The sequence below is a fragment of the Massilia luteola genome (genome assembly GCF_034420155.1).
In the GTDB taxonomy this organism is placed as follows: domain Bacteria; phylum Pseudomonadota; class Gammaproteobacteria; order Burkholderiales; family Burkholderiaceae_D; genus Telluria; species Telluria luteola.
This window is the reverse complement of the sequence record NZ_JAXOFN010000016.1, coordinates 36,051-57,016: the sequence shown is the minus strand read 5'-3', so window position 1 is coordinate 57,016 and position 20,966 is coordinate 36,051. Positions and strand designations below refer to the sequence as shown.

The 20,966-nt window shown below is 63.7% G+C and carries 15 protein-coding genes and 3 pseudogenes; 6 read left to right on the top strand and 12 right to left on the bottom strand.

The genetic code is table 11. The features are described from left to right. Positions 1-28: 28 nt before the first annotated feature. A complete protein-coding gene (acnB, locus tag U9J41_RS16935) occupies positions 29-2,614 on the bottom strand; it encodes a bifunctional aconitate hydratase 2/2-methylisocitrate dehydratase (RefSeq protein ID WP_322403350.1) in 2,586 nt (861 codons plus the stop codon). Between the two features lie 219 nt (positions 2,615-2,833). Next, positions 2,834-3,529 (bottom strand): trimeric intracellular cation channel family protein, encoded by a 696-nt coding sequence (locus U9J41_RS16930; protein ID WP_322403349.1) that lies wholly within the window; start codon positions 3,527-3,529, stop codon positions 2,834-2,836. Between the two features lie 152 nt (positions 3,530-3,681). On the opposite strand from U9J41_RS16930, the gene U9J41_RS16925 reads away from it, so the two are divergent. Both U9J41_RS16925 and U9J41_RS16920 read left to right on the top strand, forming a co-directional pair. Next, on the top strand, positions 3,682-5,034 hold the full coding sequence (locus U9J41_RS16925; RefSeq protein ID WP_322403348.1) for a 2-hydroxycarboxylate transporter family protein: 1,353 nt from the start codon (positions 3,682-3,684) through the stop codon (positions 5,032-5,034). 43 nt (positions 5,035-5,077) lie between these two features. Beyond that, entirely contained in the window at positions 5,078-6,055 is a 978-nt protein-coding gene (locus tag U9J41_RS16920) for a tripartite tricarboxylate transporter substrate binding protein (protein ID WP_322403347.1), read from the top strand. Here the strand turns inward: U9J41_RS16920 and U9J41_RS16915 are convergent. From U9J41_RS16915 to U9J41_RS16880, 7 genes and pseudogenes are all read right to left on the bottom strand, one after another. Then, on the bottom strand, positions 6,033-6,827 hold the full coding sequence (locus U9J41_RS16915) for a DJ-1/PfpI family protein (protein ID WP_322403346.1): 795 nt from the start codon (positions 6,825-6,827) through the stop codon (positions 6,033-6,035). The two genes, U9J41_RS16920 and U9J41_RS16915, sit on opposite strands and share 23 nt — an antisense overlap. Positions 6,828-6,878: 51 nt before the next feature. Beyond that, positions 6,879-9,044 (bottom strand): FUSC family protein, encoded by a 2,166-nt coding sequence (locus U9J41_RS16910; RefSeq protein ID WP_322403345.1) that lies wholly within the window; start codon positions 9,042-9,044, stop codon positions 6,879-6,881. A gap of 92 nt (positions 9,045-9,136) precedes the next feature. Further along, complete coding sequence (locus U9J41_RS16905) at positions 9,137-10,084, bottom strand: hypothetical protein (RefSeq protein ID WP_322403344.1); 948 nt, start codon at positions 10,082-10,084, stop codon at positions 9,137-9,139. A 170-nt stretch (positions 10,085-10,254) separates the two neighbouring features. Continuing rightward, positions 10,255-10,650: an Lrp/AsnC family transcriptional regulator gene (locus U9J41_RS16900; RefSeq protein ID WP_322403343.1), complete on the bottom strand. Its 396-nt coding sequence runs from the start codon at positions 10,648-10,650 to the stop codon at positions 10,255-10,257. After that, positions 10,649-10,983 (bottom strand): annotated as a pseudogene (locus U9J41_RS16895) (transposase); the annotation flags it as partial. The gene U9J41_RS16900 and the pseudogene U9J41_RS16895, both read right to left, overlap by 2 nt. A gap of 537 nt (positions 10,984-11,520) precedes the next feature. Beyond that, the gene (locus tag U9J41_RS16890; RefSeq protein WP_322403342.1) at positions 11,521-11,883 is read right to left on the bottom strand and encodes a hypothetical protein; all 363 of its coding nucleotides are present in this window, start codon (positions 11,881-11,883) and stop codon (positions 11,521-11,523) included. A gap of 1,113 nt (positions 11,884-12,996) precedes the next feature. Next, positions 12,997-13,975, bottom strand: a pseudogene (locus U9J41_RS16880) (IS5 family transposase). Here U9J41_RS16880 and U9J41_RS16875 point away from each other — a divergent pair. After that, positions 13,857-14,213, top strand: a pseudogene (locus U9J41_RS16875) (thiamine pyrophosphate-dependent enzyme); the annotation flags it as partial. The pseudogenes U9J41_RS16880 and U9J41_RS16875 overlap by 119 nt on opposite strands. 655 nt (positions 14,214-14,868) lie before the next feature. Then, a complete protein-coding gene (locus tag U9J41_RS16870; protein ID WP_322403339.1) occupies positions 14,869-15,474 on the top strand; it encodes a PEP-CTERM sorting domain-containing protein in 606 nt (201 codons plus the stop codon). Positions 15,475-15,542: 68 nt separating this feature from the next. Here the strand turns inward: U9J41_RS16870 and U9J41_RS16865 are convergent, their stop codons facing one another. Further along, on the bottom strand, positions 15,543-15,914 hold the full coding sequence (locus U9J41_RS16865; protein ID WP_322403338.1) for a hypothetical protein: 372 nt from the start codon (positions 15,912-15,914) through the stop codon (positions 15,543-15,545). A gap of 118 nt (positions 15,915-16,032) precedes the next feature. Further along, a complete protein-coding gene (locus U9J41_RS16860; protein ID WP_322403337.1) occupies positions 16,033-16,722 on the bottom strand; it encodes a sigma-70 family RNA polymerase sigma factor in 690 nt (229 codons plus the stop codon). Between the two features lie 162 nt (positions 16,723-16,884). On the opposite strand from U9J41_RS16860, the gene clpP reads away from it, so the two are divergent. Further along, on the top strand, positions 16,885-17,508 hold the full coding sequence (gene clpP, locus U9J41_RS16855; RefSeq protein WP_322403336.1) for an ATP-dependent Clp endopeptidase proteolytic subunit ClpP: 624 nt from the start codon (positions 16,885-16,887) through the stop codon (positions 17,506-17,508). A gap of 402 nt (positions 17,509-17,910) precedes the next feature. Then, positions 17,911-19,329 carry a GGDEF domain-containing protein gene (locus U9J41_RS16850; RefSeq protein WP_322403335.1) on the top strand — a complete coding sequence of 473 codons (1,419 nt, stop codon included), beginning with the start codon at positions 17,911-17,913 and terminating at the stop codon, positions 19,327-19,329. Positions 19,330-19,435: 106 nt separating this feature from the next. On the opposite strand, the gene U9J41_RS16845 is transcribed toward U9J41_RS16850, so the two are convergent. Beyond that, a complete protein-coding gene (locus U9J41_RS16845; RefSeq protein ID WP_322403334.1) occupies positions 19,436-20,881 on the bottom strand; it encodes an NAD-dependent succinate-semialdehyde dehydrogenase in 1,446 nt (481 codons plus the stop codon). Positions 20,882-20,966 lie beyond the last annotated feature (85 nt).

Below are 20,966 nucleotides of genomic sequence, written 5' to 3'. Positions count from 1 at the left end.
CGGCCCTCGCACGCCCGAAGGCTCAGTCTCAGACAGTCACGGAATCCGCCACGTCGCGGAACTCGGCGATCTGGTCGAAGTTCATGTAGCGGTAGATCTGGTCGGCGTTCTGGGCAAGCACGCCGGTGTGCGCCATGTACTCCTCGCGGGTCGGGATCTTGCCCAGGGTCGAGCAGACCGCGGCCAGTTCGGCCGAGCCCAGGTACACGCGGGTGTCGATGCCGAGGCGGTTCGGGAAGTTGCGCGTCGACGTCGACATCACGGTCGCACCCTTGCGGATCTGCGCCTGGTTACCCATGCACAGCGAGCAGCCCGGCATTTCCATGCGCGCGCCGGTGCGGCCCAGCGTGCCGTAGTGGCCTTCGGCGGTCAGCACCTGCTGGTCCATCTTGGTCGGCGGCGCGACCCACAGGCGGACCGGGATGTCGGTCTTGCCTTCCAGGAGCTTCGAGGCGGCGCGGAAGTGACCGATATTGGTCATGCACGAGCCGACGAACACGTCGTCGATCTTGTCGCCGGCGACGTCGGACAGCGTCTTGACGTCGTCCGGATCGTTCGGGCAGGCGACGATCGGTTCATGGATGTCGGCCAGGTCGATCTCGATGACGGCGGCGTACTCGGCGTCCGCGTCCGGCGCGAGCAGGTCCGGCTTGGCCAGCCAGGCTTCCATCGCCTTGATGCGGCGTTCCAGGGTGCGGCGGTCCAGGTAGCCGCTGGCGATCATCCACTTCATCAGCGTGATGTTCGAGTTCATGTACTCGATGATCGGTGCCTTGTCCAGGTGGACCGTGCAGCCGGCGGCGGAGCGCTCGGCCGACGCGTCGGACAGTTCGAACGCCTGCTCGACCTTCAGGTTCGGCAATCCTTCGATTTCCAGGATGCGGCCGGAGAAGATGTTCTTCTTGCCCTTCTTGTCGACGGTCAGCAGGCCTTGCTGGATCGCGTACAGCGGGATCGCGTTGACCAGGTCGCGCAAGGTGACGCCAGGCTGCATCTCGCCCTTGAAGCGGACCAGCACCGATTCCGGCATATCCAGCGGCATCACGCCGGTGGCGGCGGCGAAGGCGACCAGGCCCGAGCCGGCCGGGAACGAAATGCCGATCGGGAAGCGGGTGTGCGAGTCGCCGCCGGTGCCGACGGTGTCCGGCAGCAGCAGGCGGTTCAGCCACGAGTGGATCACGCCGTCGCCCGGACGCAGCGCGACGCCGCCGCGGTTCTCGATGAACGCCGGCAGTTCCTTGTGCATCTTGACGTCCACCAGTTTCGGATAGGCGGCCGTGTGGCAGAACGATTGCATCACGAGGTCGGCCGAGAAGCCCAGGCAGGCCAGGTCCTTCAGCTCGTCGCGGGTCATCGGGCCGGTGGTGTCCTGGGAGCCGACGGTGGTCATGCGCGGTTCGCAGTACGTGCCCGGACGGATGCCGTGGCCTTCCGGCAGGCCGCAGGCGCGGCCGACCATCTTCTGCGCCAGCGAGAAGCCGCGGCCGGAATCGACCGGGTTCTGCGGCAGGCGGAACAGCGCCGACGGGGCCAGGCCCAGCGACTCGCGCGCCTTGGCGGTGAGGCCGCGGCCGATGATCAGCGGAATGCGGCCGCCGGCGCGCACTTCGTCGAACAGCACGTCGGACTTGACCTTGAACTCGGCGATGACTTCACCGTTCTTCAGGGCGCGGCCTTCGTACGGGCGCAGTTCGATGACGTCGCCCATCTCCATGCCCGAGACGTCCAGTTCGATCGGCAGGGCGCCGGCGTCTTCCATGGTGTTGTAGAAGATCGGGGCGATCTTGGTGCCCAGGCACACGCCGCCGAAGCGCTTGTTGGGGATGAACGGGATGTCTTCGCCGGTGAACCACAGCACCGAGTTGGTGGCGGATTTACGGGACGAACCGGTGCCGACCACGTCGCCGACGTAGGCGACCAGGTTGCCCTTGGCCTTCAGCGCCTCGATCTGCGCGATCGGGCCGATCTTGCCGGGTTCCTGCGGTTCGATGCCGGGACGCGCGTTCTTCAGCATGGCCAGCGCGTGCAGCGGGATGTCGGGGCGGGTGGTGGCGTCCGGGGCGGGCGACAGGTCGTCGGTGTTGGTCTCGCCGGAGACCTTGAATACGGTCAGCGTCAGGCTGTCCGGCACGGCCGGGCGCGACGTGAACCACTCGGCATCGGCCCAGGACTGCAGCACTTCCTTGGCGTTGGCGCTGCCCTTGTCGGCCAGTTCCTTGACGTCATGGAAATAGTCGAACATCAGCAGGGTTTTCTTCAGGCCCGCGGCGGCCACGCTGCCCACGACCGGATCGTCCAGCAGGTCGATCATCGGCTTGATGTTGAAGCCGCCGAGCATGGTGCCCAGCAGGCGCGTCGCCAGTTCGCGCGAGACCAGCGGGCTTGTTTCCAGGCCCTTGGCCACATTGTTCAGGAAAGCGGCCTTGACCTTGGCGGCGTCATCCACGCCGGCCGGCACGCGGTTCGTGACCAGGTCCACGAGGAAGGCTTCTTCGCCCGCCGGCGGATTCTTCAGGAGTTCGACCAGGTCCGTGGTCTGGGCCGCCGACAGGGGCAGCGGGGGGATGCCGAGGGCGGCGCGCTCGGCGACGTGGGTGCGGTATGCAGCTAACATGAAAAGCTCTTTCAGTCGTTGTGAAAATCAGGAAAGCGGGTGACTCGCCTGTGCTGACCGATATTGTACCTCACTCTTATATAAGACATAAGACGTAAACGTCAGATCGGCGGAACGAACGTGCGCCGTTTCGAGAAATACCGCTTCCGTTGCTGCCGGTACACAGAAATGCGTCGTGAACCCTGGCCGTGGCGCATCTTTCGGGTAAGTGGGCGCCGGCTAGCGCTCGTCGCGGCGCCCGGCCGCCTCGGCATCGTCCGCCGCGTGGCGCGCCGCGCGCGCGACGGGGAGGTGCCAGTCGAGCTGGATGGCCGCCAGCCGCAGCCCGAAACAGAGGGCCGCGCCGGCGCAGGCGCTCGCGGGGCCGGGCAGGCCCAGCGCGTCGCCCGTCACCATCACGGCTGCCCCGGCCAGCGCGGCGACGGCGTAGATGTCCGAGCGCAGCACGGCCGGGATCTCGGACAGCAGTACGTCGCGCGCGACGCCGCCGCCGACGCCGGTCAGCATCCCGAGCAGCGCGGCCATCACGGGCGACAGGCCGAACACGAGGGCTTTCTGCGCGCCCGCCACGCAGAACAGGGCCAGGCCGGCCGCGTCGAACACCAGCACCGGGCTGCGCAGGCGCTTGATGCCCGGATACCAGAAGAAGATCAGCACGCCGGCGAGCAGCGACGCGGCGAGATAGCGCCAGTCGCGGATCGCCGCCGGCGGCGCCGCGCCGATCAGGACGTCGCGCACGATGCCGCCCGAGTTGGCGGCGACGAACGACAGCACCAGCACGCCGAACAGGTCGAGCCGCCGGCGCACGCCGGCCACGGCGCCGGAGAGCGCGAACACGAAGGTGCCGAGCAGGTCGAGCGTGAGCAGGAGAGTCTTGATGGCGGCGCTGACGTCGAGGGAAACGGATGGGAACATGTCCACATTATGCCGCGCCCGCCGGCTGAAAGGTAATTGAAGGGTTGCGTCGCTATAGTGGGCTCCATTCACCAGGCTGATCATCCGTATCACCGCATTCCATATCTACCTGCCGGGAATGCCGGCGCCTGAGCCAAGAAGAGGAGCACACCATGAATACGACTACGACGACCTACACGCCGGCGCACGACGACGCCAAGCCGGCCGCCACCTCCTTCGCGGGCGCCTGCCGCCGGATCGCGCAGGTCCGCATCGGCATCGTGCCGCTGCCGGTCTATCTGCTGCTGCTGGCACTGATCGGCGGCTTCGTCGCGACCGGCAAGGTGCCGAACGATATCTGCGTGTCGATCGCGATCCTGACCGTCGGCGGCTTTTCCTGCGCCGAGCTGGGCAAGCGCCTGCCGTTCTTCCGCAACATCGGCGCCGCGGCGATTTTCGCCACGTTCATCCCGTCCTACCTGGCGTTCAGCAAGCTGCTGCCGACGCCGGTCCTGAAGAACGTCGTCGACTTCACCAAATCGACCAATTTCCTGTACCTGTTCATCTCGTCGATCATCGTCGGCAGCATCCTGAGCATGGACCGGGCGGTGCTCATCAAGGGCTTCCTCAAGATCTTCGTGCCGCTGGCCATCGGCTCGGTCGTGGCGGGCATCGTCGGCACCACCGTCGGCACCGTGCTGGGCCTCGGTCCGTACCACACCTTCTTCTACCTCGTCGCGCCGATCATGGCGGGCGGCGTCGGTGAAGGCGCGATTCCGCTATCGATCGGTTACGCGGGCATCCTGGGACAGGAACAGGGCCATATCTTTGCCGAGGTCCTGCCGCCCGTGATGCTGGGCAGCCTGACGGCGATCCTGCTGTCCGGCATGCTGAATTCGCTCGGCAAGAAGCGTCCCCACCTGACCGGCAACGGCCGCCTGCAGCCGAACGACGACGGCGACCTGAAACCGCAGACCGAGGCGGTGTCCGGCAATTTCGACATCGGCAATATCGCGGCGGCCGGCATCACGTCCATTTCGCTGTACATGGTCGGCATGATGTGCTTCCGCCTGTTCGCCTTCCCGGCACCGGTGGCGATGCTGTTCGTGGCCGTGATGTTCAAGCTGTCGCGCCTCGTGTCGCCGCAGTTGCAGCAGAGCTCGTACATCGTCTACAAGTTCTTTTCCACCGCGGTCACGTATCCGCTGCTGTTCGCGATCGGCGCGTCGATGACGCCCTGGGACAAGCTCGTGTCGGCATTCAACGTCGTCAACCTCGTCATCATCTTCTCGACGGTGGCCAGCCTGATCGCGACCGGCTTCTTCGTCGGCCGCAAGATGAATATGTATCCGATCGAAGCGGCGATCATCAATGCCTGCCACAGCGGCCAGGGCGGTACGGGCGACGTCGCGATCCTGACCGCGGCCGAGCGCATGCAGCTGATGCCGTTCGCGCAGATCGCCACGCGGATCGGCGGCGCGATCACGGTCACGCTGACCCTGTTGCTGATGTCGCAGCTGCACTGACGAATCCGCCGACGCACACGTACCGGCGAGTATGATGGGACCCATGAACGCACACCGCATCTTCCTGCCGCTGTTCGCCGCGCTGCTGCTGGCGGCGCCGGCAACGGCGAAGCAGCCGGCCGAGGCCGAATGCCTCGTCCCGTCGAAGCCGGGCGGCGCGATGGACCTGACCTGCAAGCTGGCCCAGAAGGCCTTGCAGGGCAAACCGGGCGCGCCCGCGCTGAAGCTGAGCTATATGCCGGGCGGCATCGGCGCGGTGGCGTGGCACACGATCGTGTCGCAGCGCCGTGGCGAGCCGGACACCCTCGTCGCGTTTTCCGGCGGTTCGTTGCTGAACCTGGCCCAGGGCAAGTTCGGCAAGGCCACGCCCGACGATGTCCGCTGGGTCGCCGGACTCGGCATCGACTATGGCGTCATCGCCGTGCCCGGCGACTCGCCGTACCGCTCGCTGCACGACCTGATGGACGCGTTGCGGCGCGACCCCGAGAAGATCGTGATCGGCATGTCCGGCACCATCGGCAGCCAGGACTGGATGAAGATGGCGCTGCTGGCGCGCCAGGCCGGGATCGACCCGCTCCACCTGCGCTTCGTCGCGCTGGAAGGCGGCGGCGAGGAATTCGTCGCGATGCAGGCGGGCTATGTCCAGGTGGTATCGAGCGACGTGTCCGAGACGGGCCTGTACACCGGCTCCGGCAAGGCGCGCGTGCTGGCCGTGTTGTCCGACCGCCGCCTGCCCGGCGCGCTGGCCACCGTGCCGACGGCGCGCGAGCAGGGTTTCGATGTGGTCTGGCCGCTGATCCGCGGCATCTGGATGGGGCCGGACGTGTCGGAAGCCGATTATCGCCGCTGGGTCCAGGCCTTCGACCGCGTCGAGTCCGCACCGGAATTCGCACGGATGCGCGCGCAGAGCGGGCTGTATCCCCTCGCGCTCACGGGGGACGCGCTGACCCGCTACATCCGGCAAGCGGTCGCCGCGTACAAGCGGCAGGCGAGGCAATTCAATCTGGTGCGGGAGCACTAGCCTCCGGTGGCGCGGCGGCGATCCCGTGCGGTTCGACGGGCGCGCCGGCGGCCGCGTGCCTGTGCCGGACGCGCTGGGCCGCCACGACGCCGACACCCAGCAGCGCCAGGCTGAGCATCGTGCCGAACGACGGCGCCGCGAGCCAGCGCAGCGACTGGTTCGGCTGTTCCAGCGGCTTGTCCTGCGCCGGGTCCGATTGCGCGCCGGCCGTCGGCGCCGCCGCGGGCTCGCCCGCGAAGAACGGGACTAGCGCCTGTACGAACGCGGCCATGTCCTGCGTGCCGCGGCCCGACAACACGTGGGCATCGCGCACGACGTCCTGGTTCAGCCAGGTCGCGCCCGCGTTCACGACGTCGTCTCGCACGCCGGGCCATGACGTCAGGATGCGGCGCGTGGCGAGTCCGGCCGAGACGAGCACCAGCGCCGCCTGGGACAGCAGGGCGATCGGCTTGCCTGCCGCATCGCATTGCCGCACGAACGCACGCACCGGCGCCGACTGCCGCAGGATGTCGGGGCTGACGTAGCCGCCGGGGATGAAGAGGCCGTCGTAGTCGGACGCCTGGGCGTCGTCGATGGTCTGGTCGACGCGGACGAGCTCGCCGGGCTGGTGCATGTGCATCCCGCGTATCCGCCCGCGCCGCAGCGACACGAGCGTCACGTCGGCGCCCGCTTCGGTGAGGGCCGCCACCGGGGTCTTCAGTTCCGCCTGCTCGCACCCGTCGGCCGAGAGTACGGCGATTCGTTTTCCAGCCAATATCTTGATGGTGTTCATGACCGCGTGTCCGCGCCAGGATCATGACTCACAGAGCGGATTCGGCGACCTTTAGTTCCATTCGGTGCGCGCGGTTTTTGAGGCGGGGCGATGGGCATCCCGGCCCAGCACGCCGTCGATCGCGGCACTGCTGAGCGCCACCAGCGCGGCATCCTGCTGCAGCAGGCGCAGCCGTCGCTGCAGCGGCGCCCAGCCGGGCCAGGCCGCGATCCAGACGGTGCGGCCGTCCGGCGCCGCGGTGTCCGCCGGCGGCGGGGCCCCGAGGTTGCTCCTGACCTTGGCGAACGCGCCGTCGAGCGCGGCCTCGACCTCCGCGCGCGGCATATTCGCCGCGTAGCGCAGCAGCAGCAGGCGCAGCGCCGCCATATGGGCCATCAGCAGGTAGTTCTGCACCGTAAAGCGGTTCAGTTCGGCGGGAGCGCGCTGCTGGGCCGCCGGTTCGTCGAGCATGCGCCCGAGCGCGGCGCTGAGATTTCCCAGGCTGTCCATGAAGCGCTTGCGGTTGATCCGGTAGCGGAAGTCGTCGACCGCGCGCCCCTGCAGCAGGTCGGCGGCGGCATCGAGGTAGGTGCGGCTGGCATCGACCACCGCATCTACCAGGCGCGGCAGGTCCTGGTATTCCCAGCTCGGCAGCACGTAGCTGAAGAAGGTGGCGATCAGCGTGCCGAGCACCGTGTCCAGCAGGCGCTCCTCGATGGCGCCGGCGCCGTGCGGCACCGTCAGCCCGATCAGCAGCAGGGCCTGCATGCTGGCGGCGATGGCCGTGTAGCGGTACTTGATGGACAGGAACGTGGGGCCGGCCGCAGTCGCCACGAACAGGACGCCGATCAGCACGGCCGGCGCGTGGACGACATGCAGGATCACGGCCGTCAACAAGCAGCCGACCAGCGTGCCGATCAGGCGGTCGGTGCGGCGCTTGCGGGTCATGCTGAAGTTCGGCTTGAGGATCACGGCGATGGTCAGCGCCGTCCAGTAGCCGTGCGACTTGTAGGGCAGCCATTCAGCCGACAGCAGGCCCACCGAAATCGCCATGGCCACCCGCAGCGCGAAGCGGAACGTCGGCGACGTCCAGCGCAGGTGCGACAGCACGATGCCGATGCTGTAGCGCTGCTGGGTCAGGAACGGCGTCAGGTCCGCGCCGGCCGCCATCGGCAGCGTGCCATGGGTCGCCGCGCTGGCCTCATGCAGCCGCGCGATCATCGCGATCATGTCGCGGATCTTGTTGGAGGTGGCGCGCAATACCGCCTGCGCATTGAAGTCGTCGCTGTCGGCCGGGGGCAGGGCGCGCAGGGCCGCGTCGAGCGCGCGCAACGGGTCGCCGTAGTCGACGGCGGCATGCGAGGGCCGGTTGCGCGTCATCGCATAGGCGACGGATTCGATGTCGCGCGCCGCCTTGCCGATCAGGTCGCCCAGTAGCGGCAGCACGGGGCCGCCGGCGAAATGCTGGCGCAGCAGGGCGTAATCGGTATGCGTCGACAGCACCAGTTCATACAGGTCGAACATGGCGTAGTGCACTTGCACCAGGACGGCCTCGGCCGCTTTCGGCTTGCCGCGCAGGACCAGGTCGCGCGAGGCCTGCTGCCGCTCGGCCAGCGCGCTTTGCTGGCGCACGAGCTTTTCCATCTGCGCCGGCAGGAAGTTGGCCATGTCGTAGCAGCCGGCCTTGATGCAGGTGTAGCTCGCCAGTTCGTACAGCGCTTCGGCCAGCACCTGCTGCTTGAGGCGCCGCCGCAGGATCCACACGACGGCCATCGCATACGCCATGTAGCCGGCGCCGCCGGCAAAAAACAGCGCGCCCTGACGCAACGCCTGCAGCGGCGTGGCGGCCGCGCCGCTCGACAGCATCATCACGAACAGGGCGACGAACTGCAGCGGCATCGCCTTCCTGCCGTACACCGTCATCATGCTGGCCAGAAAAGACACGAGGACGATGACGGTGCGCAGCAGCCATTGCACGGGCGAACACAGGCCGACCAGCAGCGCCACCAGCGAGGACGTCAGCACCCCCGCCAGCATCTCGTTGAACTTGTGGCGCAACGGGCTCGGCAGGTCCATCATGCTGGTGCACAGCGCGCCGATCGCCACCGCCATCGCGGTCGGCAGGTCGGCGAAGTGGTACACCAGGCCCGTCAGGCCGACGACGCCGGCGGCGATCCGCAGGCCGGTGTAGAAATAATGACTGAAGAAGAGCGTGCGGGGCGCGAGGGCGTAATGCATGTGTTCAGGGCACGCGAGCGGGTTCGGCCGGAAATGATGAGCCCATTATAGCGCCGCAGCAAGCGCCTTCGCGGCACGCCTCGCGGGACGCGTCAGCCGCGGTTCGCGCCAGGGCGATCGGCCGGCGCCGCATCGCGCCTCAGCCAGCTTTCGCGGCAATATAAAAATTCCGCGCGCGGACACTTCGCCACGTCGATGCCTTCGCACAGCAAACCGTCGAGTGCGACGGTATTGTCGAGTCTTATCATCATGCCCGTTTTCTCGAGGATGATTTGACGGACCGGGAAGGCGACCCGGTAACGGCCGCCGATCGCATGATGCATGGTCGGGGGAAAGGTCAGTCCGCAATTCCTTCCTTTTTCATCGAGGTTGCGCCGGAGCTCATCAATGGGTTTGATGGCGCCCCATTCGTCCTGCCGCAAGTTCAGGCTGCCGCGGCTCTTCGGTCCCGGGACGCCGATGAGTTGGACCTGCTTGCCGCCGCCCGCCCGTCGCCACAAGGTGCGGAAGAGGATGCGGACGAAGTCGGACAGCGACAACTCGCGCGCGAGGATTTCGCGGAGCAGGGGACGGACGTCCCAGCGATGGAGGGCCGTCGTCGCCGATTCGAGCGCCGTCGACTGGCACACGTAGCGCGCGCCGTCGCGCGTGGGCAGGCGCCGCAGCCGCGCCGCCGCCGCGGCATCGTGCGCTGGCCAGTCGGCCGCGGGCTGGGCGACGGGAGCCGACTCTGCCGGCGCCAGCCAACCCTGTTTCCAGAACAGCAGGCAGGCACGGTGGCACTGGTCGTGAAAACTGCCGTCGCAGCGGGCGTCCTGTAGAAAGACAGCGTCTTTCATTTCGCGAAAGCCATGGCCGACGACACACGTCCGGCGCGCGCTTCGAAGCACGCGGATGCAGGATCCGCAATACGCCACCATTTCGGGCATGAACGGCAGGCCATCGAGTTTTCCTTCTTCATCCAATGTCGCGAGAATTTCACTCGGACTCTTGACTCTCATGAGCCGCGCTCGCGGCGGACGCCGGTTTTCACGCTTCATGTTGGCCTCTCGTCACGCCCTTTGCTCGATGCGGTTGTATGCGGGATGCATCAAGTATCGGGACAGATGGCGGGGGCAGGATTGCGTCAGCTCAATCGGAACAGGGGGGGGCACTTGCGCATCGTCGCTACGCCGCGTTTGTGTTCGTGATAGAGGGACGCAGGGCCGGATCAGTCCAGCGGCGTATCGACGCGCTTCAGCGTGCGTAACACGAGATTCGACTTGCTGTGGCGGGTGTCGTGGATCTTGTACAGCTTTTCGCGCAGCATGCGTTCGTAATCCTTCGTGTTGTTGACGGCGATGCAGATGAAATAGTCATAGTCGCCCGAGATCAGCGGTTCTTCCAGCACTTCCGGTATCTCCTGCGGCGCGCGCCCGAATTCGTACAACGTTTCCTCGCTGTTGTTGTCGAGCGTGACCTGCACGATGACGGTGTTCTGGTAGCCGAGGAGCTCGACGTCGACCTTGACCGTATAGGTCTGCAGCAGGCTGTTGTTGCTCATCCGCTTGATCCGGTTCCAGCACGACGTGCTCGACAGGCCGATGACGGCACTGATTTCCTGCAACGGCGATATGACGTTTGCTGCCGAGTTTTCCTCGGTCAGTCAGGTTGGGGCCAGTTTCCTGGTCCCTGGGGCTGGCTACGCCGCCCCATCAATATTGGCATGACTCCAATCAATTTGGTCGTACTCGCGCAGCCTTTACAACATGGCCAGATGTCGCTTCGCGCAAACCCCGGCAGGCTGCCATTCATGTAGTCGGCGCCAACACATCATTCCGCTGGCAAAGCCCAGTTCTAGCGGCAACGCATCCCAAGGAATGCCTGTCTATAGGACATACAAGATGTCGTTCAGGGCCGCTTGGTCATCGATCGAACGGAGTCGGACACCATTTTGGGAGGCGACAAATTCGGTATCAAGGCCACCAGCGCTATTCACAACTCTTTGCTAAGGAGCGACTGATTTATTAACTGCGCGATAATAAATTTTTTTATAAATCAACGACTTACGATCGGCGTGGCAGCAAAAAACCGATTAAATCAGCACTTCCTTAAGTGTGATATAGTCTTATATTTCGTGAACTTCTTTGTGATTTTTAAATTTGCGTTTCAGTTGATTTATGACCACCAAATTATACTTATCAGCTAAGGGTCGGTATATCCTCGCCGTTGTATGTTTATTAGGATTATTTTTTCCTTTTTTTGTTATTCTTGAAAAATATAATCGAATATCGACGATAGAGCGAACAAAGCAGTCCGTCATTGCCCATGTAATTTCAACGAACTGCTCTAACCATGGATTGATAGAATATGAGTATTTTGTTGGAAAAGAACGTTACGTAGGTACTGAATCGGCTTCGACTTGCGGGTTTGGCGCTTGTGCCAATGCGAAGCTTGGGGCTTCATTACAGGTCTCATACTCTAGTTATGATCCAAATCAATCTACTTGCGGCACGACTGACACTGAGATGAGTAGTTTAATTTTCCAATTTATTTCGCTTTCTATAATTACCCCTTTTCTAGTTATCAAGATCTGGCGCATTATTAAATCTGGCGAAATTTGACTCGAAACGATAGACTTAAGGGCACCTCGAATAACCCGATTCTTGATCATCAGCACTGTCGGGTAAGGCGGACGACCACCCTTGGCACGAGAAGGCGTCGGCGCGGCTGCATCAATGCGAGCGGCCAGTGCGTCGAAATCGACGTGTTCGGCCAGGCCTACCAAAGGATCGCCTATTTTTGCTCGCCGGTCTTCGCGCTCCTGCTCGGCAAAAAGGCAGATCCGGGGTTTCATCATGACGACGCTCGCTGGCTGGTTCGATGTCAAGATTTTACCCAGCCGTCGTCAGGTCAGCCGAGGTTTTTCGAGGTGCCCCTAAAGTCCTCCAGCATAGCTCTTGCACAAAACAAAGGTTGGTTTCGACACGGCAAATCTCACACGAAACCAAACAATTATCTATATGCACAAACAATACTATTCGTTTACTACAAATCGATATTGAAAAGGTTTTTCAAGATCAGCTTGAACATAATTTGCCAATCGTTTCAAATCAAAGGTATTGTTATTGCTGCACTCCAGTCGAGGAGTATCATTCTGGAGAATTCTCGATATTAATACTTTGTTGCCTAATTTTTGATAGCTAGAATTATATTTTATGGATGCGTATTCATAGGAAACATTTTCTGGTAGGGAAACGACCGATACTTGTTCGGGTATATTAACGGTAAATCTTTCTTCCATCCGGCGTACGCCGCATAAAAATTTTTCGCGTTGAACTTTTTTTGTAAGTTCTTTAGCGAAGTTTCTAATAGAAAATTCCCCTCCAAACTGACTATCGATAGTTAGCCTCCCTCCGGATTTTTTAATAACGCCAATCGCGGAGTAAGATGCATCTGGCTAGTTAATATCTTCTTTCGACTGCTTTCAGTTTGCCGAACTGTCAATAATTCTAATTCGCAACATCGCTTAAAATTCTACCAAAATGTAACATTTCCAAAATGTAATGTTAGATGGATTTTTCGGTTCATTATTGTTGCTACTTGAAGTGCGGGCCCTCGCGGCTCCCAGACGTCGAAACGGTTTTAGCCGCTTAGAGTCGCTAACCCAATTGGACGTGAGGCAATGCCGGGGTTTTCGTAGGGGGCATGCAGGCGAAGAGTTGGCAAAGAGCTATGGATTGCGCTGGAGCCCTTGATACCGAATTTGTCTCTTCCCGAAAGAGTGGCCGACGCCGTTGGAGCGATGACCAAGCGGCCCTGAAGGTCACCTCGAATAACCCGATTGTCGGCATGAGCGAGGCAATCTCAGGCTTGATTCGGCGTCGCCATGCCGGCGCGTCGTCGGGATGTCGATAGTTACGTGAACTTGGATGAGGTCAGTTTGGCAGCCGCAGGCTGCCAAACTGCTGGTTCAGAACGGTGCTACGCCGTGTTCCTTCAAAAAGACGAGGCGCTTGAGGTTATAACCGGCGGCCTTTAGCTGCAGGACGAATGTGGTGCGTACGATCCCCAGACAACGCACCAGTTTGCCGCCCATTTGGGCCAAGGCGCCAAACACATGCTCGACACGAGCACGCGGCGTAGCGATACCGCGGTTACGCTGTTTCTGTGTCTCGGAAATACCTTTGGTCGCGTGGCCTCGTCGCTGGATGTGCACGCGCCAGCCGGCTTGCTTCAACCTCATTTCCCTTTCAATGCTGGGGTAGCCGCGATCGGCATAGATGTCGCGGCTAGTATTGCTCGGGGGCGATCTTGCGGATCAGCTTGCAGCGCTTGTCGACGCTGGCGTGCAGCTTGTAGCCGAAGTGATTCCTGCCGTGCTTTTTGGTCCACTTCGCATCGACATCTTTTTGCGCGCGCTTGTGTGGTTTCCAACCCAGCGGCATCGTGCCTTCCTTGACCGTCCCGGCTTCCTCTCGCTTGTTGCGCTGGATCGGCGCTTGCACCAGCGAGGCGTCGACGATTTGCCCGCGGCGCGCCAAATAACCTTGCGACAGCAGTTGTTGCTGGACTTGCTCGAATACCTGATTGCCCACGCCGGCCTGGGCCAGTCGGTCACGGAACAGCCAGATCGTCTTGGCGTCGGGGATGCTGCTGCTCTCGGTCAGGTCGAGAAAACGCAGGAAACTGCGGCGGTCCAGCAATTGGTGCTCCAGGGCGTCGTCGGCCAGGTTGTACAACTGTTGCAGCACCAGGATCTTGATCATCAGCACTGTCGGGTAAGGCGGACGACCACCCTTGGCACGAGAAGGCCTCGGCGCGGCTGCATCAATGCGAGCGGCCAGTGCGTCGAAATCGACGTGTTTGGCCAGGCCTACCAAAGGATCGCCTATTTTTGCTCGCGGGTCTTCGCGCTCCTGCTCGGCAAAAAGGCTGATCCGGGGTTTCATCATGACGACACTCGCTGGCTGGGTTCGATGTCCGGATTTTACCCAGCCGGCGTCAGGTCAGCCGAGGTTTTTCGAGGTGCCCTTCAAGCACGTCCGGATGGCGGTCCAGCACGGCTGTCCCGTCAAGGTGATCTTGTCGAACAGCGGTTGCGTGGGGATGGTGCGCCAGTGGCAGGAATTGCATTACGATGGGTGCTACTGCCATAGTTACTCGGAAGCGCTGCCGGATTTCGTCGCGGCGCAGACGGAAAACTGCTTTCCGATTCGAGCGACCGGACTCTGTGTGCTATGAACCTCAGTGTTTTCGGAAGAATGATGAAGTAGAGTTTTTTCAGACACTCGACCCCATTGCGTACCGTCCGATGTCTCAGGCTACCGCATCAAATGATCCGTCGCTGCGATCGTCATTGAAATAACGGATCCCGCCATCGCCGCACTTACGAACCAGGCCAGCATTCCTTTTGCGACGGTCCGGTATTTGACGCGTTCTAGAGGATTTATAAACCGGACATGGCAGGTTGCATGAGCGGAAAGTCTCGAACGATCACGACCGACCGGAACCGGGCCCATTGCAGACATTCAGCGCGGAAGACGGTCCGGATCATTCAAGTGTAAGAACTGATGCGTTCAAGGCAAATCGAATCACTTTTCTTTCATCCGTAAAAAATGAAATGATCAGAAGTGAAGTGGTCGCGATTGTACGCTGCCGCTGGACGAATAAAAAATGGGGTAATTGGGGCGCCGGCGCAGCTGCCATGCAATAGGAATGTCGACGGTTTTTACAGATATCCGCACCTGCTACCGTTTTTGCCGATTAGGTGGTTGATTATTTGCGGATTTTTTTGCGGCACGGTTCTTGCGTCGCTTCTGGCTCCCCAACCACGGAGTCAACCATGCTCAAAAAATTGCTCGTTCTCGCGTTTGCCGGTTGCGTGTCGATGTCGGCGTCGGCCGCCTTTATCCAGTACGATTTCAAGAACGTGACGTTCGACGACGGCCTGCCGCTGACCGGCTGGTTCGTCCAGAACACGACCAACCAGGCCATCGCGTTCTACGACTTTCAAACCGGCTACCAAAACTATATCCCCGCCTTCGACTCGAACGTGACGTCGGCTTCGATCACGACCAATGGCGGCCCGACCAGCTTTGACGCCTGGTCCGAGAACATCGGCGACTACCATGGGGATATCTACCTGTATTTCGGTTTTGACACGGGCTCGGCCAGCTATACCTTGTCGGGCCGCGAGTTCAGCACGTATCTGTTTGCGCAGCCGGGCGAGCTGCCGCGATCCCACGCCATCCAGTCGGGCAGCGTCGAACTGGGCCAGATCGATCCGGGCCTGCTGGCGCTGCTCGAATCGGGTAGCTCGGGCTTCCAGGAAGTCGTGCCAGCCCCCGTGCCAGGGAGCGTGCCGGAACCGGCCAGCCTGGCGCTGGTGGCGGCCGGCCTGGGCCTGATGGGCCGCCTGCGCAAGCGTACGAAGCCCGGCGCCGCCTGAAATGAAACGCCCGCAATGCGGGCGATGTTCGTCCGCTGGCGGGCTTAACTGATAGTGACGCTCTACAGTTAATTTAGCCAGGGGACGAGAACGATCCCGAACGCATGCGAAATCGTAAAGGTCATTGCAGCAGCGACCATGGCAAGTCCGAAGCCACCGACCACGAGCAGCCAAATGCCGTAGACGATCGGGTGTTTCGAAAACTCAACGTTCAGCCCGCGTCCTTGCAAGGGAGCTTTTTTACGCCAAACGAAAGCCATTCCTATTGTCAAAAAAATGCCGAAAAGAAACACTCCGAGGGCAACTACAGGCTTTTGGTATGTTTCTGTCAAATTTCCTGCGCCAAGGAGGCAGGTGAACATCACCCCAAGATACCCATAAAGTAGATATTTTTTCATTCCTGGTTTATCTATTGTCTGCTTTTGGCCGAACCCGGCCATTTATCCCCGCATCGCATCTCGCCATGCGAGAAAAACGTATCGGCAGTCACAACCGATTGACCGCACGGCCCGATAGCAGACTTCCGCATGCCTCCGTGTGGCGGCCCTGGCAGCCGCACTAAGCCGCAGCCAGCACGGCATAGACCGCATCGTTGGCACACGCCCGCGTGCCCGCGCGCACGGCCATCGGCTGCGTGTCGCTGAGCAAGGTCATCATCGCGGGGACGTCGCGGCCGTCCAGCGCGGCATGGAAGCGCCGGATCAGCTCGCGGCACAGCTTCTCGTCAGGCGGCGTCTGGTCCGCGTGCGCGCGCAGGCGCCGGCGCGCGCGCGACAGGTGCTGGCGCGCGTTCGCCGGACTCAGGCCGAGTGCCGCCGCGATGTCGGCATGGCCGCAGTCGAATACGTCGTGCAGCACGAACGCCAGGCGCTCGGCAGGCGACAGGCAGGCCAGCAGGCGGGCGAGCGCCCCGGCCAGTGCCGCGCGCCGCAGCAGGCCGTCTTCCGGCGGCGCGGGCGCCGCGGCGGGCACCAGTTCCAGCGCGGCCTGCGCCGCCGCCGCGTCGCGCACGCGCTGGCGCAGGCGGTCGATCGACTGGTGCCGCACGACGGTCGTCAGCCAGGCCGCCGGCGTCGCCAGTGCGTCGCGGTCCGCGCCATGCCATTTGAGAAAACAGTCCTGCACGACGTCCTCGGCGTCCGCCTCGCTGCCGACGATCCGCACGCTGATCGCTTTCAGGCGCGGGCGCAGTCGTTCGAACAGGGCGCCGTCGGTATCGGTGACGTCGGTATCGGTGATACATGGCATCGCTATTCTCCTCGTTGCGGTGGTGGTGCCACTTGACGCGCGGCGGCGGCCGGATGTGACACGGCGGCGATTTATTTTTTTGCCGTCACACGGCGGTGCGCGGCGAGCGTCATGCGGGCAGCGAATCCATTTTGCGATTCGACTTGCCACGAAAGGACCATCATGACATCGCGTTTCCCCCAAGGCCTCGGCCTCGTGCCCACCGTCATCGAACAGACAGGACGCGGCGAACGCGCCTTCGACATTTACTCGTGCCTGCTCAAGGAGCGGGTGATCTTCCTCGTCGGCGAGGTGACGGAGCAATCCGCCAACCTGATCGTCGCGCAGCTGCTGTTCCTCGAGTCGGACAATCCGGACAAGGACATCGCACTGTACATCAACTCGCCGGGCGGGTCCGTGTACGCGGGCATGGCCGTCTACGACACGATGCAGTTCGTGAAGCCCGATGTGTCCACGCTGTGCACCGGATTCGCCGCCAGCATGGGCTCGTTCCTGCTGGCCGCCGGCGCGCCCGGCAAGCGCTACGCCTTGCCCAACGCCCGCATCATGATCCACCAGCCGCACGGCGGCTCGCAGGGCGTGGCGGCCGACATCGACATCCAGGCGCGCGAGATGCTGTACCAGCGGCATCGCCTGAACACCCTCCTGGCCGAGCGCACGGGGCAGACGCTCGCGCGGATCGAGAAGGATACGGACCGCGACCGCTACATGTCCGCGGCCGAGGGCGCGGAATACGGCCTGATCGACCGAGTGCTGGAGGCGCGGGGCGCAGCCACGCCTTTATGAAAGGTGCCAGGTGCCTGAACAATTTGTCCAGGCATCGTTACACCACCCTGTGCGGTCAAATTCATCGGATATGTTTCGGGGATTCTTGCTCTTCGGATACGGGACAGACCTGGACGCGCATCAACGACAGCGCACACCAGTACGGCGGTCCGGCAACGGCCATTTCGTGGCGGGCGACATGAATACGTTCGGTGTGATCTACATGAGCACGGCGGGACGCGGCATCGGCGTCGGCAAGCCATAACAAGACACCAGTGACGCCACGGCTGCCGCCGGCCATGCGGGGCGGCGGCAGATGCGCGTTGCGTTTCGAATACGTTTCACCGAAGAACCAATAGTTTCCATATGGAACTGTGCTAATCTGCCGGAGTCGCTTCTACCGATCCACCCGTCGTCCCAGCCGTGCAACCACCACTTGAAACACACCCACCGGGCGCCGGCCTCGACCTGAAAGACGCGCTGCTCGTCGGCGCGATCGTGGTCGTCTGTTCCATCTTCGGCATCTACACGGCGCCGCCGGGCGTGCTGGCGGCATTCTGGCCCACGAACGCCGTCCTCGTCGGTCTGCTGCTGCGGCGCGGCCATCCGCCCCGGCCGGCCCACTGGCTGTGCGCCGTAGCCGGCTATATCGTGGCCGACCTGTACATGGACCACGGCTGGCCGAAGACGCTCATGCTCACGTCGACCAATATGATGGGCGTGTCGGTGTGCTATCTGCTGCTCGCGCGCATGAGCGACGACGTGCGCGGCCTGCGCCACCCGCGCTCGATGCTGCGCTTCGTGCCGGTGGCCATGAGCGCGGCGGCGGCGGCCGGGGTGGGCGGTCTCTTCATCCATCCCGCGCTGTTCGGCGGCACGCCGGCCTACGGCTTCACGTTCTGGTTTTCGACGGAGCTCGTCAATTACATCGCCATCCTGCCGGTGCTGCTGACCATGCCGGACCTGCTGCGCCGGATGATCGGCCCCAGGCGCCGCAGCGACTGGCGCAGCTGGCGCCCCGAACAGGTCGCGCCGCTGGCCGCCTTCGCGGGCAGCCTGTGGTTGGAGACCCAGTTGGGCGGACCGGGCGTGATCGCCTTTCCGATTCCCGCGATGCTGTGGTGCGCATTGACGTACAGCCTGTTCGCCACGGCCGGCATCACGCTGCTGTTTTCGATGTGGACCTTGCTCGCCATCGCCAGCGGCGTCCTCGTGATCGGCGCCCCGGTCGATACCCCGCAAGCGATCATGTCGCTGCGCGTCGGCGTGACGTTGACGGCGCTGGCGCCGCTGGCCGTGGCGAGCGTGATGGTCGCGCGCAATGAGCTGCTGGCGCGCCTGCAGCACGCCGCCTCGCACGATCCGCTGACGCAGGTGCTGAACCGCGGCGGCTTCATGGCGCGCGCGGACAACGTGCTGGTCGCGCCGGCGCGGTGGCCGGCAGCCGTGCTGATGATGGATATCGATTTCTTCAAGAAGGTCAACGACACCTACGGCCACGCGGCGGGTGACGAAGTCCTGATCGGCTTCGCGCGCCTGGCGGCGGGATGTCTGCGCAGCGGCGACGTGCTGGGCCGGCTGGGCGGGGAAGAGTTCGCCGTGCTGCTGCCCGGCTGCGCCGTGGACGACGCCCGCGCCATCGCCCAGCGCATCTGCGACGCGTTTGCCGCGCACACGGTGGCGCTGGCCGACGGCACGCGCCTGCGCGCCACCGTCAGCATCGGCCTGGGGTGCTGGAGCGCCCCGGGGACGCCGGTCGGCACGATGCTGTCGACGGCCGACACGGCGCTGTATCGCGCCAAGCACGACGGGCGTAACCGCGTCGTGCTGGACGCGGCGTAGGGCAGGGCCTGAACGCCCGGCAGCGGCGGCGGGGACATTTGGTGCGCACGCCTGCGTCACGCCGGCACGTGGTGGACACGGCGTGTCCACCCGACCGGACAGGCGCTTAGACGCCGACCATCGACACGGCCTTCGTGTTCAGGTACGACTCCAGCGCCTCCGGGCCGCCTTCCGAACCGTAGCCCGAATCCTTGATGCCGCCGAACGGCAGCTCGGCGCTCGGCGTGGCCGGCTGGTTAATCCACAGCATGCCGACTTCCACACGGTTCATCAGCAGGTGCGCATTCTTGATCGAGCGCGTGAAGGCATAGCCGGCCAGGCCGTACGGCAGGCGGTTCGCTTCCGCGATCGCGTCTTCCAGGCTGTCGAAGCCGCGGATGCCGGCGACCGGGCCGAACGGCTCGTCGTTGAAGATGGACGCGTCCAGCGGGACGTCGGCGAGGATGGTCGGCGCAAAGAAGTTGCCGGCGCCGCCCACGCGCTTGCCGCCGGTGGCGACGATGGCGCCGCGGGCCTGCGCATCTTCGACGACCTGCGTCATCGCCGTCACACGGCGCGCGTTGGCGAGGGGACCCAGCGTGGTGCCTTCGGCCAGGCCGTCGCCCATTTTCAGTCCTTCGGCGTGCGCCACGAACGCGCGCGTGAATTCGTCCTTGACCGCGTTGTGCACGAGGAAGCGGGTCGGCGAGATGCAGACCTGGCCCGCGTTGCGGAACTTGGCCGCACCGGCCGCGCGCACGGCCAGCGCCACGTCCGCGTCCTCGGCGACGATCACCGGCGCATGGCCGCCCAGTTCCATCGTCACGCGCTTCATGTGCGCGCCGGCCAGCGCGGCCAGCTGCTTGCCGACCGGGGTCGAACCCGTGAACGTGACCTTGCGGATGACCGGGTGCGGGATCAGGTAGCCCGAGATCTCGGCCGGATCGCCGAACACGAGGCCCACGACGCCGGCCGGCACGCCGGCATCGACGAAGCACTGGAACAGCGCGGCGGGCGAGGCCGGGGTCTCTTCCGGTGCCTTGCACAGGAACGAGCAGCCGGTGGCCAGCGCGGCGGCCAGCTTGCGCACGACCTGGTTGATCGGGAAGTTCCACGGCGTGAACGCGGCGACGGGGCCGACCGGCTCCTTCAGCACGAGCTGCTGCGCCTGCGGATTACGCGCCGGCACGATGCGGCCGTACACGCGCATGCCCTCGGCCGCGAACCAGTCGATGATCTCGGCGCCGGCCATGGCTTCCATCTTCGCCTCGGCCAGCGGTTTGCCTTGTTCCTGGGTCAGCAGGCGGGCGATGTCGCCGGCGCGTTCGCGCAGCAGGTTGGCCGCGCGGCGCATCGTGGCGGCGCGTTCCGCGGCGGGCACGAAGCGCCAGGCTTCGAAGCCTTTCTGGGCGGCGGCGAGGGCGCGGTCCAGGTCGGCGATGGCGGCATGGGCGACCGTGCCGATCGCCTGGCCGGTGGCCGGATTCACGACCGGGATCGTCTTGCCGCCGGTGGCTTCGACCCATTCGTTGGCGATGAGGAGGCGGGTGTCGGGATAGCTGGAAGTCGTCATGGAAGCGTCGTTTCCTGTGTTCAGTGGTGGATATTTATATTCGGTCGCGCTGTGCGCAAGCCGCTATGATCGCACCCCTGTGGAT

Bases quoted from the DNA above. Each gene is read 5' to 3' on its own strand.
- U9J41_RS16910 (WP_322403345.1), bottom strand. From the start codon at position 9,044: ATGCATTACGCCCTCGCGCCCCGCACGCTCTTCTTCAGTCATTATTTC.
- U9J41_RS16925 (WP_322403348.1), top strand. From the start codon at position 3,682: ATGAATACGACTACGACGACCTACACGCCGGCGCACGACGACGCCAAG.
- U9J41_RS16915 (WP_322403346.1), bottom strand. From the start codon at position 6,827: ATGAACACCATCAAGATATTGGCTGGAAAACGAATCGCCGTACTCTCG.
- U9J41_RS16930 (WP_322403349.1), bottom strand. From the start codon at position 3,529: ATGTTCCCATCCGTTTCCCTCGACGTCAGCGCCGCCATCAAGACTCTC.
- U9J41_RS16905 (WP_322403344.1), bottom strand. From the start codon at position 10,084: ATGAAGCGTGAAAACCGGCGTCCGCCGCGAGCGCGGCTCATGAGAGTC.
- U9J41_RS16920 (WP_322403347.1), top strand. From the start codon at position 5,078: ATGAACGCACACCGCATCTTCCTGCCGCTGTTCGCCGCGCTGCTGCTG.
- U9J41_RS16890 (WP_322403342.1), bottom strand. From the start codon at position 11,883: ATGATGAAACCCCGGATCTGCCTTTTTGCCGAGCAGGAGCGCGAAGAC.
- U9J41_RS16870 (WP_322403339.1), top strand. From the start codon at position 14,869: ATGCTCAAAAAATTGCTCGTTCTCGCGTTTGCCGGTTGCGTGTCGATG.
- U9J41_RS16860 (WP_322403337.1), bottom strand. From the start codon at position 16,722: ATGCCATGTATCACCGATACCGACGTCACCGATACCGACGGCGCCCTG.
- clpP (WP_322403336.1), top strand. From the start codon at position 16,885: ATGACATCGCGTTTCCCCCAAGGCCTCGGCCTCGTGCCCACCGTCATC.
- acnB (WP_322403350.1), bottom strand. From the start codon at position 2,614: ATGTTAGCTGCATACCGCACCCACGTCGCCGAGCGCGCCGCCCTCGGC.
- U9J41_RS16865 (WP_322403338.1), bottom strand. From the start codon at position 15,914: ATGGCCGGGTTCGGCCAAAAGCAGACAATAGATAAACCAGGAATGAAA.
- U9J41_RS16845 (WP_322403334.1), bottom strand. From the start codon at position 20,881: ATGACGACTTCCAGCTATCCCGACACCCGCCTCCTCATCGCCAACGAA.